The sequence below is a fragment of the Bacteroides sp. ET489 genome, assembly GCF_030518095.1.
Lineage (GTDB): Bacteria > Bacteroidota > Bacteroidia > Bacteroidales > Bacteroidaceae > Bacteroides > Bacteroides ndongoniae.
Genome location: NZ_JAULLJ010000057.1, coordinates 1 through 13,390 on the forward strand (window position 1 = coordinate 1; position 13,390 = coordinate 13,390).

Consider the following 13,390-nt stretch of genomic DNA (forward strand, 5'->3'; position numbering starts at 1 on the left):
GGCAGTTTCTCCGTAAGTTCCCTCATTTTTCTTAAACCCGAACCACGTTTCTCCATATAGTCCAATTGAGTAAACATATCCGCAATGACAGGGTTACGGCGCATAGACGGCACTTTGTATATGTCCCGGTCTTGAATTTGTGTACCATCAAGCATTGCTCCTGGTGATACCAATTCTACTCGGTCATCATAGATGTCAATATGTACTTCACCACCCATTACTGTGTAATCTCTATGGATAAGATGGTTTACCAGCCCTTCAAAGATAGCACGGTCTGAATAGTCGGGGAGGTTAAGTCGATAGTTCGGCATCTTCACCCATCCGCTCATGGTATAATTCTTGATGAAGTCCATACCATATTTCAAAAGCAATACAAGATTTGCCCGATGCTCTACGGAACTGATAGCATCGTCTTTATAAAGTCCTGTCCAACGGGTGCAGAAAATACGTGATTGGAATACAGTGCAATTATCCACAAACAGCAATCCGGCATTGGTCAGTTTACCGTCAGATGTGACAAGTCCGAATGATTCCAAATACTTATCATTCCATTCCTGATGAGTTTGCTCACGGAAAGTGTTGGCAAGGATAACGAAAGAATGTTTATTTGCATCCACTTGTGTTGGCAGCGAATCCCAGGTCATGTGCGTACCCTTTAATACCAATGAAAGAAGTTGTTGCGAATTGCACTCTACACTTTCATTACCGACTCGTGTATAAGCTGTACGTGTTCCGTCTTGATAATAATAATATGGCGTCAGCGTTCCAGCCTTTACTTTTACTTCAAGCAGGTTACGTCCTTCATGTTCAATCGGGATAAGTTGTACTTCAGGTACTGGGTCAAGTCTAGCCTTTATCATTTCACTGATAAAGTCGGCATCTGCTTGCGGATTCTCCAAACCTACAATCACTCCGTCATCGTTTACTCCATAGAACAAGCTGCCACCGTCCGTATTGGCAAAAGCCGACACAGATTTAAGCCATGACTTTACTTTCTTACGCTCCAGCATTTCCTTAAAATCGTAAGATGAGCATTCCGCTATTAATGTATTGTTATGAATTTGCATCGTTTTCTTTTTGTTGTTTGAGGATAAAGCCCAAGTTCTATATACAAATGTATGGATAAAAGTGGGGAATATGCTAAACTATAACGATATTCTTAATATCTATGGGTTTATGTGCAATACTCACTCCAACAGATTTCTATATCTCTAAAATATCTCATTTTGTGGTTGATAATATCCCTGTAACAAAGGCTTTTGTTGCGCACCATAAATCATCTTCAATTTTCAAAACTAGTATAGTTAAAAGTCGTAAGAAAACCAAATATGCGATATGATGTTTCTCTGTATCTTCTTCAGAAATAATGCAACCATGAGCATAGAGGTTTCGATATGCAAATCCATTGGTGAACTCCCCATTATCCATGTAGTAGCTAAAGTATCGTTTCTCCTCTTTCGTCAATAAATTGTCATTTTTTATAAGCCAACCTTTATTTAACATCTCATCAAGGTACCTCATTCCTTTTTCAGAATAATGCCAATAAGAACAAGCTCGATATTCCCATAGTGATTTTAGTATAATTTTAAAATCATTATCTGGCATAGATAGCTGTCCGTCTTTACTTTTTTTTATGACATCATGCGATAAAAGGAAATCTATGTTAGTTTTTTGATACTCTTCATAGAATTCATAATATACTTCTTCGTTATTTAATAAATCAAAAAGATTATGGTAATGCTTTTCCTTAAAGGGCTTAACATAACCAAGTAGAGTGTTAGAACCAAAAATGCAGTTTAGTATTACACGAATTTCTGAAGAGTCTTCATTAATTTCATAATACTTGTTAAGTAAAAGACTTTTGCCTTCTGTCATTTTCAAAGGCTTGCTTAACCTAATGATATCTTTGTCTATCTCATCATACTGAACATAGGTGTTATATTGTTTGACAACAGAATCTAGTTCAGGGAATAATATTCGGCATTTATTTAACCAACTATCTTCAATATTAGGGTAGTTCAATTTCAATGCAGGATAGCCATATTTGTTGAAAAGATGTACTTCGTAAAATTCTTTTAGCGTTTGCTCAAGAGACATGTTTAATTGAGCTAATACTTTGTTGTACCCACATATTTGATATAATGCCAAGTCGTTCTTTTGATGGAAATAGCTGTAATCTGGATAGGCATTTTTACTTTTATCCATAAAAGCAATCTCTAGTCCATCTATTTCGCTACTTTTATTGATGAGTTCCAATAGTCCGTGACGATTTATCCAATAGAATAAGGTTTTGCAATTCTCCACCAGATCTATAGAATTGCAGGAACGAATATACTTTATGCTGTATAAATAAGTAGGATAACCTCCTTCGACTCTATAGTCTGTTGGTGTTATATTGTTTTCATTAGAAAATGCGACAGCTAATTTATGCGAAATTTTAACAGTACGACTGTCGGACATAAACTCATCGTTTAACTTTTGAGCTAGACGTTCTGCTTTTACTTTCGTTTGGGGATCTAATACTAGTCCATTTTTGTCATCCTTATTCTGACAAATTAGACGGACATAATTTAAATTAGGGTCCTTGCTATCTAAATATGAGTTTATTATTTTAACCTTGTCGTCCATTGATAGATTTGAAGGAAGGTGAATTTTTCTATCAGTTTTATTGTCATGTTTGGCAATATAATGATTTATGAGAATCTGAGCCGTATTACTGTCTTCAAGCATTATCTGCCTTAGTTCTATTTTGAATTTTTCCACGACATTCCTGCAATGAAGTATTTCTATCAAGTCATTTTGTTTGCCTTTTGCTGTATTTTTTACAAAATTATTATCTATAACATTAAATAATTTGAATTGGTCAATAATATCCCAAAATGCTTGTCTGTAATCCCAAGCTAATGCATCATAGCAGTTCTCCAAAGAGTTTCTATTTATCTTGGCAAAGTGTTTTGCAATAATATCATTATAATCTTTTATATCTTCTTTGATTTGATTAAACATGACGTCTGACCAACATTTCAATCGACAATCATTATCTATGAGTTTCTTGATGTGGAATAACTCTATCACGTCTGTTAACGTAGAAGCTGGCTCAGATTTATACTTTATAATTGCTTTTTCTGCAAGTTCAAGATTATAACCGATGCTTAAATCATTCGGAGAATAAAAACATACTCGATTTTCCATCATAAATAAAAAAAGTAGTATTGAAATGAATGAAAATGCGTTTCTACAATCACGTGTCCATTCCCAGACTTATCTTCGTACATAAAAGCCGATATGGATTTAAGCCATGATTTTACTTTCTTACGCTCCAGCATTTCCTTGAAATCGTAAGACGAGCATTCCGCTATCAATGTATTGTTATGAATTTGCATCGTTTTCTTTTTGTTGTTTGGGGATAAAGCCCAAGTTCTATATACAAAGGTAAGGATAAAACCGGATATTCTGTTAAAATAGCCCCATTGATTTGATTATTATGTGTTTATATCACGATATTTATCAAATAAATCTGTACTTTTGCAGTAAAGAGCTGTGGTTGCTTATGGATGCTTATTTTCGGGTTTGCATGATATTTGCAACACGTTCACGCAAGTCGCTGAGGAATATAACGTATTGATTTTGAGGAAGTAAAATAGCCCCTCTAAGCAGTACATTATACAATAAGAAACGCGACTGTTTCAAGGAAACTTGAGGCAGCCGCGTTTCTGTTTTTATTCTGTTAAGTTTGTTCTTTCTTTATTTCCCACAAAATATTGGCATGAATTCTAATCCAAAGTCAAGTTTGTTCTTTTGGATACTTTTGCGGACTTCATCCGATACGATAATGTCGTTAATGACGGGTTGAGAGTTGAAGACATTTAGTGATTTCACCTTATTATAGTCGAGTCTTAGTTTAAGAATCGTATCTGTTCCTTCTACATAGAGGGTGTTTTGGGGATCTATTACGTCGAATATCTTTTTGAAGTGCATGATGTAATATATCTGATTGCCATATTCCTTGCTGATGGCCTTGACAGGTAGAAACTCTATGTCGTTGGCAGAGGTGACGTACGACTGTAATAAATCCTTCAGAGCTTGGTTGACCATGTTGGCTCCACCTATACACATGTGGAAAGGGCGATATTTTCCATCTCTTAATTCTACGACGAGCGATTCCCAGTTTTTCACTTCCTGTCCGTCTCTTGCGATAGGGTAGGGCCAGCTATCGGGAGCGTACAGTACTCCTCCTTTATCATTCCCTTTTACGATGAATTTATAATACCTGACGTCGGTATTTACTGTTTTGCTTTTATAGAAAATCTTTTTTAAGGTTTTGATATTCAATAGTTTCATTTTATTTCGTTTACTACATTTTATGCAGTGGACTGAAGATTTTTACGCAATGCTTATTTATAAGGAAGAACGAAACAATGTTCATCCTCGCGACAACACCAGCTCGGGCAACAGAACAGCTGTTTCCGGTTCTTCTTTGGGGGCATCTTTAGGCTTCCAGGCCACAACGAAACGGACGGAGGCAGACTTTACTTCGTAGCCTTTCTTGTTCCATTCCGATATTACTGTTTGCATGTTTGTCGACAGTCGGGCTACCGGCTTGTTGCCTGATGTTTCGTACAGCGTAAAGTCTTTGTACTTCAGGCTGTCTCCGCTTCTCAGTGCCAGTACTTCCCGTTTGAGGTCTTTGAAGTATCCCAGAAAAACGTCTTTGTGCGAGAGTTGCAGCACAATTTCTTCGGGCATGCTATACTGGCGTGAGTCGGTGAGGTGCTGGTCGGCAGGCAGTTGGCTGAAGCAATCGCCGTCGGTGTGGATAAACAGCCGGTTCCGGGCGCGGGTCATGCCTACATAATATCGCCGCATCAGTCGGTCGTCTTTCTGGAAGTTGTCGGCTATCAGCATGTAAACGTCGTCAAACTCACGTCCTTTTGCCTTGTGGATGGTCGATACGACAACGTCAGCACCCGACACGTCGCAAAAGTCTTCGACCGACGATTCAAACACAAACTCCTTGAAGTCGCTGACGTATTTTGCCTGGTTGGTCTGTTCGAACAGTTCCACGCACCGCTTCACGTATGTCAGGCTTTGGCTTCTTTCGTATGTCGCAAAGGTGGCACGCTTGGCTTCGTCCCACGTTTCTTGGGGAATGAGGGGCGTTTTTACCTGTTTGTCGATGTACTTCAGGAAGTATCTCATCTCGGCCATGTTCCAGAAGCGGAAGCCGTCCATCGTCTGTATCAGTTTGCTGCTGATGCCCTGTTTCCGCAAGAGGGCTACCAGGATGACGGCTTCTTCGTTGGTCTGGGTCAGCACACACGAGGTACCGTTTCCACGGTGACTGATCAGGTCTTCGACGAGTGGCTGATACATATAGGCCGAGTAGTGGTGTGTCACCTCCACCCGTCCGTCTTCTTCTCGCATGGAGAGGATAGGGGTAGTTTTGATTCTTTTTCGGATGACTTTGGCAAATTCGTTGGCGAAACGGACCGGATGGCGTGCGCTTCGGTAGTTCTCGGTCATTTCGATAAACCGACTGCCGCTTTCCTTGGTCAGGCGGTACATGTATTCCGAGTCCGAACCGCGGAATTCGTAGATGTTCTGGTCGTCGTCGCCCACTGCAATGACGCGCATTTCTTCGTTGTTGGCCATCAGGGCACGTACTAGTGCATATTCTTCGTCGCTCATGTCCTGTGCCTCGTCTATCACCAGTACCGTTTTCCCGATTCGGTTGGGTTCCACTTCGCCCTGTTCTATCATTTCGGCAGCTTTGGCTACTACGTTTTTGGCTTCTTCCAGATTGCCTATCCGTCCCAACAGGTCGAAACAATAGGAATGGAAGGTCTTTATTTCGACAAAGTGGGCGGCGTTGCCGATCAGTTCCATCAGCCGTTGCTTGAATTCCGTTGCCGCTGCTCGTGAGAAGGTCAGCATCAGCAGTTGTTCGTGTTTGACGTCTTCGAGTAACAGCAGCGAGGCCAGCTTATGAACCAATACCCGTGTCTTTCCGCTTCCGGGGCCTGCCGCCACCACGATGCAGCGTGAGTCTCGGTCGGAGATGATATCTCTCTGCCGCTGTGACAGCTGGCCGAACAGTTGCCGGTATTTGCCGGGTGTCAGGTTGCGCTGTATCTCGCCGGCTCTGTCTCCTTTGAAGTATTTAGCGATGAACTTCTTGTAGTCCATCTGGAAATAGTCCTGCACGTATTGCAAGGCGGCGTTGTAGTCTTTCACCATCAGGTTAGCATATTCGCCTACAATGTGTACCTGCTGTATTTTTTGCTTGTAGAATTCGTTCAGCATCCGGTAGTCGTCCTGCTTGTATCTTGACTTGTTGTCTTTGAGTCTTTTGATGTCCATGGCATTGTAGAGCACCAGAAAGCCGCCTTCGAGCTTGAGTGCGCCGATTTTCGACAGGTAGAGCAAGGCTTCTTCTACGTCCTCTAACTGCAGTTCGTCTAATCCGCTGAAGAGGGGCTGCGGATTGGCTTTGATGCTGTTCAGCAGTTCCACTACCGAGAACTGGATGGCCTGCTGTTCGTCCGAAGGCTCTTTCCCGGCTTCGGCAGCCAGACGGTATAGCCACTCGATGGCGAACCGGCTGATTTCCAGCCGCCTTTCGAAACGCTTCAGCAGGGCTTCCCTGTCGACCCGCAGACTGATTTCCAGGTTGTGTGCCGCGTCTTCTTTCTTGCGGGTATAACCTTTGATGGTGAGGAAATAAAGCAGGGTTCGGATATCTTTCTCTCTGGATGTGCCTATTCCTGCATTGATGGCATTGTCGTTCAGCTGTTTGCACGATATCCGCCAGGTGGCGTCGGGTATGTTGTCCAGAATGTACCTTTCCAGCTTTGCAAAGCGTTCGAGCAACTGCCCTGACCTTCGTTCCGAACTGCCGGCGTCGAGCAGGTAAGCCGAGATGTCTTTGCTGTCTGCCAGAATGCCTTCCTGCCGCATCCGTTCTACAGCCGACAGCACTTCGCCTTTGCTCAGCCCCAGTATGTCGGCCAGATAGTCGATGCGCGATTCTGCTTCCGAATCCTGTGCCTTGGCTATGTGTTTCTGCGAAATCAGCGATTTGATGATTCTGACCGCTTTCTCTATTTCGTCGCTGCCGAACAGTACCGAAGCCGATATGCGCTGTCGGGCTTCGTCCATGTTGTTGACCGTGATACCGGTGGCATAAACATGGGGTACGTTGTTTCCTCTAACCAAATATCCGCTCTGCTCCAAAGCAGCCAGGGCCGTCCGCACCCGGGTTTCGATGTCCGATACCGAGTCGTCCCATCCCGCCTTGCGGGCAATTTCCAACGCCGAGCAGCACACCCTCATGCGCTGACGGGTAAGGTCTTTCACCGCTTTCCATACCTGTTGTATTTCGCTGATGCTCAGTTTGGTCTGGTTCAGCAGAATGAAGTGCTTGTCCAAATCGTTGTCGCTATACAGCACGTAGCAGCGTGCATTGAGGTGAGGGTCGCGACCGGCACGTCCAGCCTCCTGCACGTAGTTCTCCAGCGAGTCCGAGATGTCGTAATGTACCACCAGACCTACGTCTTTCTTATCCACTCCCATGCCGAAAGCCGAAGTCGCTACAATGATGCGTACCTGGTCGTTCATGAAGGCGTCCTGATTGGCCACTTTCTCGTCGGCATCCATCTTGCCGTTGAAGGGCAGGGCCTGATAGCCGTCGCGGGTCAGCCTGACTGCCAGTTCGCGGGTGCGCTTGGTGCGCGATACATAGACGATGGTCGGACACGGATTCTCGGCTACCAGACTTCTCAGTTTGGAGTATTTGTCCTCGTTCGTGTCGGCATGTATCACGGAGTAGCGCAGGTTCTTTCTCGATGCTGTCGAGGCAAACAGCTGCAAGTCCAAATCCAATGTCTGCTTGAAGTAGTCGCAGATGTCCTGCACTACCTTCTGTTTGGCTGTAGCCGTGAAGCAGGACACGGGGATGGCCGTCTTGCAGCCTTTCTTTTCCTGATAGTTGCGGATGAACTTGCCGATGTACAGATAGTCCACCCTGAAATCCTGTCCCCACGACGAGAAACAGTGTGCTTCGTCTATCACAAACCTGACGACGTGGCGTGCCAGCAGAATCTTTTCGATGGTCTTCGACCGAAGCATTTCGGGGGCGATGTACAGCAGCGACACTTCACCTTCCAGCACCCGCTGGATGCACAGTGCCCTTGTGATGGGGTCCAGCAGGCCGTTGATGGTTACGGCGTCGGTAATGCCCCGTTCGTCGAGGTTGTCCACCTGGTCCTTCATCAGCGATTGAAGCGGCGAGATGACGACCGTCAGCCCATGCACGGTGCGGCCTTCCATCAGGGCAGGCAGCTGAAAGGTGAGCGACTTGCCTCCGCCGGTAGGGAAGATGGCCAGCAACGATTTGCCTTTGACTGCCGCATCGGCAGCCTGTTCCTGTAGCGGTTCGCCTTCGTAGGTGCGGAACTGGTCGTAGCCAAAAAAGCTTTTCAGGTTGCGGAATATGTCCAACTGGCTGTTGCAGTACGTACAGCCTTCGTTGCAGCGGGTATGCCGCAACAGGCGGATGACGTGTTCCACCAGCGGATACTGGTAGAGCACCCACGGCGGAGTGATGGAGCGATGGTCGGTGGTGTCGATCAGCGCCAGGGCGTATGCCAGTTCGCACGGATACTTTCCGATCAGGGTGTTCAGGTCGGCATGTCCGCAGATTTTTCCTTCGTACAGGTCTCGTATGGCTTCAGCCGTGTCCTTTTCCGTCGGTCGGGCTCCTACCATACGCAGAAAACCCTCAAACTCCTTTTGGCCTTTCAGCAGTGATGCATAGATCTGGCGTTTTCCTTCCGGCAGCAGATTCCATTGCGCTATCTCGTCCTGCAGCAGGTTCAGGGCTTTCAGGCAGTCGTTCACCGGGTTGTTCATCTGGTCGCTTACTAATTTGTCGTCCTTCACTAACCTGTGGTAAGGACGTTCGGGAAACAGCAGGGGCGACATGTAGAGGGTGTCCACCAGCGGACGGCTGTCGGTGGTGTCGGCAAACAGGTATCGGGCATCGTGGTGGATGATGTTGTGTCCGCAGATGTAGTCAGTACCACGCAGGAAGTCGAACAACTCCTTCTTCGAGGCTTTGTGAAAAGTGGCACCGTCGTGCCGCAGTGCTCCGATGTCGTGTATTTTCCGGTCTTTTACTCCGACTTCCACATCGACAATGGTGTAACGTGGGGCTTCATCGGGTGGCGGCACATTCTCCTTGCCGGCGACTTTGTTGGTGTCTCCGGCGTTTTTCCATCCCATGAGCCTGCTCCATATCGACATCGTTTTTTCTTGTAAAGAGTTAAGGAACCAATAAGTATTTCACAAAGCTACGTAAAAATTGCGTAGATAGCGAAACTTTCGGCGGTTTATTTTCCCCGTAACCGGCCTGCGGGGAGTGAAACCGGTGTGTTCTGCCGTGCTTGTACGGCTCGCGAACGACACTTGCACGGTTTGCTAGAAACACTTGTACGGCTCACGAGCAACACTTGCGTGGCTCACGAGCCATGCTTGTGTTCCGGTCTGACATTGCTTGTCGGGCACTCTGGCATTGCTTGTCCGATTGTCCGACATTATTTGTCGTGTACCATCGCATTGCTTCCTGTTTCTTTGGGAGCAGATGGTTATTTCCGTTTGTAAAGAGGCACTTGACGGTTGTAAAGTGAAACTTTCGGACGATAACTATAGACTTTAGCCGGCTTTTCTCCCTGTTGAGAACTGTTTTCCCCGATTTATCCTTCACGCCCTCACCTCCGTTCTTCATTGCTGAATAACAGTGAGATATGGTGAAAGATAATGGTTCACCGCTCCTTTCACCGCGATTTTATGGGGCGGATTGCTTTTTTTGTATGTTTCACCGTAAGTTGTTTGTTGTTAGGTGGTTGTGGTGAAACTTCACGGGCGAGGATTTATTCTTTTATGATTTTCCCGCTATTTTATTTGATTATTTTAAAATTTTCTATAAATTTGAATTTTGTGGATATGACGTAGCCTTTACTTAAGCATTTATAGTTATGTTATTAGATAGCTAAATCTTTTTTGTTGGTATATGATAGGTACATACTGAATGTTTCAGTTTTTCATGCATTAGTATTTTTAGAAAACAGAATAAGAATCTCATAAATATAAAGAACATGAAGATTATAGAGTTTACCGTTGGCATAACAATCAGTTTGTTATTCTTTGTTTCAGCAGTGTTTGCAGGTACTATTGAACGTCAAGTACATTATGAATTGAAAGAGAATGAGGCCATTTTCTGCGATGAATATGTGGCCAGTATTAAGTTTCAAGATCAGTCTTTTGCCTGTATCATAGAAGATACGCTAAGTCATAAAAAAACATTTGTCTGGAATGGTGAGAAAAAATTTTCTTGTGATAAAATCACATGTTATTATATCGACTTTGACAGTTACGACAAATGTATCCTTATTTATACCCAAGGAAAAGATCATTATTTGAAGGTAGAGAACAAACTGTATGGGCCTTATGAAGAGATTAATTATCCTATTTGCGGTGAATCAGAACAGGATCCAAGAAACACTTGGTATTTATGGCATCTCTTTTCTAAGGAAACCATGAAAACGTGGTTCTACAAGAATAGTTTTTCGTACCAGCAAATGGGGCATAATTTTATATATCTTGACGGTATCATATCTTCTGGATACGACATAGGAGAAATGAGGATAGATACATTACAAGCAACTTATGGTCGGAGTAGTCAGCCATATATATTTAAAAGTCTGAATAAGACTCATGCCGCAAAATTGACTCCTGCACATATCTCTATAGATAACGTAGATTATAACCTTCCGTTACAGCCGAATGACAGTGTCGGGAGAAGTGAACTGTATGTTTTTAATGATGGTTCCTGTTTGGCTGAACTGAATGTATGCAGCAAGCAGAATCTGGGTGAGAGTAGGGATTTGAAAGTATATATCAGTAAAGGTAGCATGAAGATTTTGGCTTCTGACGAAGTTTTCAATTTCAAAAAACAGCAAATTGAACCTCTGAAAGAAATTGAGGAAAGAACAGATTATCAGTCATTCTTTAAAAATTCATTTTATCATGATCGGGTATATGAGATAATAGATCCGTCTGAACGTCATTATTTCATTTCGAATATCAATTATCCGTATGTAATGATTGATAATCAGAAATTTGGGAAAGAGTGTGCTATATATGCTTGGTATGATAAAACAGAAAATGCATTCTGTTGGATAACGTTGGAAGGAAATCAGTTAGTATCATATTGTTATAAAATTTAATGCTACTTACTTGTGCTATAGTTTTATCAGGCTATTTTTCTGTCTATCCTCAAGAAACGAAAGAAGCAATCTCTTTTTTGGACCGACAGGTAAGAGATAAGTTGTGTAATGCACTTACTAAAGAAGAGGCTATAATTGCTATGAGTATTGTAGCACCGGAAGTCACCCAATACTCTCAAGTAAGGGACGAACTGGAAACTGGCATGCTGAAGATAATGTATGTGCAAAAGGGATGGGGAAATTTCAGTATTGGCCCTTTTCAGATGAAACCCCGTTTTGCCGAAATATTGGAAGCCGGAAAGAAGTCATTATTCACTAATTCCCAAAAGACAGAAAGAGAGAAAAGGAATGATAGAATACAAAGATTATCATGTTTGGATGGTCAAATAGCATATTTATTGCTTTTCATTGAAACGGTTCGTATAAAAACAGCAGATATACGCTTTAACACAGACGAAGAGAAATTGGTTTATTGGGCAACTTTATATAATGGTGGATTGCATTTATCAAAAGAACAAGTGAAAACATATCTCGCTGTGAAGCAATTCCCAAGATATGGAACGAAATTTAATTATGCAGAAGTATGCCTTGAGTTTTATAGGTACTTCAAATTGGAATATTCGCTATAATAAAAAAGGGTTGTATTGATTATTACGATAAAATAAAGAGAATAAATCTTTATTTTTGTTGGACTTCTTATTATCAATGTAGCCTTTGGTGAAACGCAGCTGCTACTTGTGGAAAAAAAGAATTTTCAATATGACTTTTCGGTTCAGTTTCTTGCTTTTTTAACCGTTTTTCTTTTTCTTTGTGAAAGAGAGCAGCGAATAAAAACATGACTGAACTCGTAGGAGGTAATGTAAATGAAACGGAATCTATTTTTCCTTTTAGCTTTTGTATTGGGTTTTGCCGTAGTAGCCTGTCAGTCTCAAGGGTCCTTGCTTGTACATTCACAGGCAGGTATCATCAATATGGATAGCGCTTCCACTGAACAATGGAGATATTCCGAACTGTTCAAAGATGTTCGTCTGATACCTTTAGAAACCAAAGACGTTTTGCTGTCGAGCATCAGCAAGATGGTGCCTGTGAACGATACGTTATATTTAATGGATCGTCGGGCGGAAGGAGTATATGCTTTCAAGAAAGACGGTTCCTTTATCCGAAAATTCGGGAACAATGGTCCGGCTCCCGGTGAATATGCCGGTTGCAGAGACTTTACTGTTGACGAGGAAAAGAAGAAACTGTATCTGTACGACTCATCACGCAACAAGATATTGAGATATGATTTGTTGACCGGTACTTTTGAGGATGAAATATCCTTAGACGGCCCACCGTTTTATGCCGATATAGCGTATCAGTCTGATTTTCTTTATGCTTACCAGTCGAACCATTGGCCTGCACAGGGCGATACTCCTTATTATCTGCTGCACCAGATAGATCTGTTGCAAGCTGGCAAAATGACTGCCAGCCTGCTGGATTATGATTCATATAATCAAGGTTGGCAAAATGAATTTCTGAATTTTGGTACCCCTTTTACTCGTGTCGGGGATGAACTTTGGTTCTGTACGGCGCTGATGGATACCGTCATGGCCATTCGTGAGGGGGAAGTATATCCTGTTTTGGCTATTCATGGGGAAAAAGTGATCAAACGCGACGACCTGCTCAAGGACAGCAATTTGCATTCGTCTGGCGACCCCGTTGCGCTCACCAAGAAAATGATGCAGCAGTATATGCACCTGACACAGAAGAAGGTCTATTGGGGCTTTTGCAATTTCTATGTTCATCAGGGCTATCTTTGGTTTAATTGTTATGGAGGATCGCTTCTTAAAGTACGCCATCATCTGAAAAGTGGTCAGACTTCTATTTTCCAGACACAGAAAGACGATATCTTTTTTGCAGGAAACAAGCAAAACGGCGTTACGCTTCCCGGGTACTTGTGCGCGGATGCCGATGGTGTGTTTTACTTTTATAATACGGAGCAATTGGCAGAGTTGAAAAGACTTTTCGAGTCCGGTCAGTTGTCTGATAAAGTTGTCAATAAAGAATTGATAAGGAGTTTGGAGAGCGATTCCAATCCGGTGCTGTTGTATTATGAGTTTAAAGAC

General features: G+C 43.1%; 7 protein-coding genes. 3 read left to right on the plus strand and 4 right to left on the minus strand.

Features of this window, described 5'->3' with window-relative positions:
* The 4 genes from Q3C19_RS17075 to Q3C19_RS17090 all read right to left on the minus strand — a co-directional run.
* The coding region (locus Q3C19_RS17075) for an RNA-binding domain-containing protein (RefSeq protein WP_302730963.1) at positions 1-1,067 on the minus strand (1,067 nt) is incomplete at its 3' end.
* A gap of 154 nt (positions 1,068-1,221) precedes the next feature.
* Positions 1,222-3,195 carry a hypothetical protein gene (locus Q3C19_RS17080; RefSeq protein ID WP_302730965.1) on the minus strand — a complete coding sequence of 658 codons (1,974 nt, stop codon included), beginning with the start codon at positions 3,193-3,195 and terminating at the stop codon, positions 1,222-1,224.
* Between the two features lie 549 nt (positions 3,196-3,744).
* The gene (locus Q3C19_RS17085) at positions 3,745-4,341 is read right to left on the minus strand and encodes a hypothetical protein (RefSeq protein WP_302730967.1); all 597 of its coding nucleotides are present in this window, start codon (positions 4,339-4,341) and stop codon (positions 3,745-3,747) included.
* A gap of 81 nt (positions 4,342-4,422) precedes the next feature.
* A complete protein-coding gene (locus Q3C19_RS17090; protein WP_302730968.1) occupies positions 4,423-9,303 on the minus strand; it encodes a RecQ family ATP-dependent DNA helicase in 4,881 nt (1,626 codons plus the stop codon).
* Positions 9,304-10,154: 851 nt separating this feature from the next.
* On the opposite strand from Q3C19_RS17090, the gene Q3C19_RS17095 reads away from it, so the two are divergent.
* The 3 genes from Q3C19_RS17095 to Q3C19_RS17105 form a co-directional block, all read left to right on the plus strand.
* On the plus strand, positions 10,155-11,285 hold the full coding sequence (locus Q3C19_RS17095) for a hypothetical protein (protein WP_302730969.1): 1,131 nt from the start codon (positions 10,155-10,157) through the stop codon (positions 11,283-11,285).
* A complete protein-coding gene (locus Q3C19_RS17100; RefSeq protein WP_302730971.1) occupies positions 11,285-11,914 on the plus strand; it encodes a hypothetical protein in 630 nt (209 codons plus the stop codon). The genes Q3C19_RS17095 and Q3C19_RS17100 overlap by 1 nt, the downstream gene beginning before the upstream one ends.
* Before the next feature lie 234 nt (positions 11,915-12,148).
* On the plus strand, positions 12,149-13,390 hold a 1,242-nt coding region (locus Q3C19_RS17105; protein ID WP_302730973.1), incomplete at its 3' end, for a 6-bladed beta-propeller.

Excerpts from the sequence above, each read along its gene's own strand:
- Q3C19_RS17080 (WP_302730965.1), bottom strand. The coding sequence starts at position 3,195 with ATGATGGAAAATCGAGTATGTTTTTATTCTCCGAATGATTTAAGCATC.
- Q3C19_RS17085 (WP_302730967.1), bottom strand. The coding sequence starts at position 4,341 with ATGAAACTATTGAATATCAAAACCTTAAAAAAGATTTTCTATAAAAGC.
- Q3C19_RS17090 (WP_302730968.1), bottom strand. The coding sequence starts at position 9,303 with ATGTCGATATGGAGCAGGCTCATGGGATGGAAAAACGCCGGAGACACC.
- Q3C19_RS17095 (WP_302730969.1), top strand. The coding sequence starts at position 10,155 with ATGAAGATTATAGAGTTTACCGTTGGCATAACAATCAGTTTGTTATTC.
- Q3C19_RS17100 (WP_302730971.1), top strand. The coding sequence starts at position 11,285 with ATGCTACTTACTTGTGCTATAGTTTTATCAGGCTATTTTTCTGTCTAT.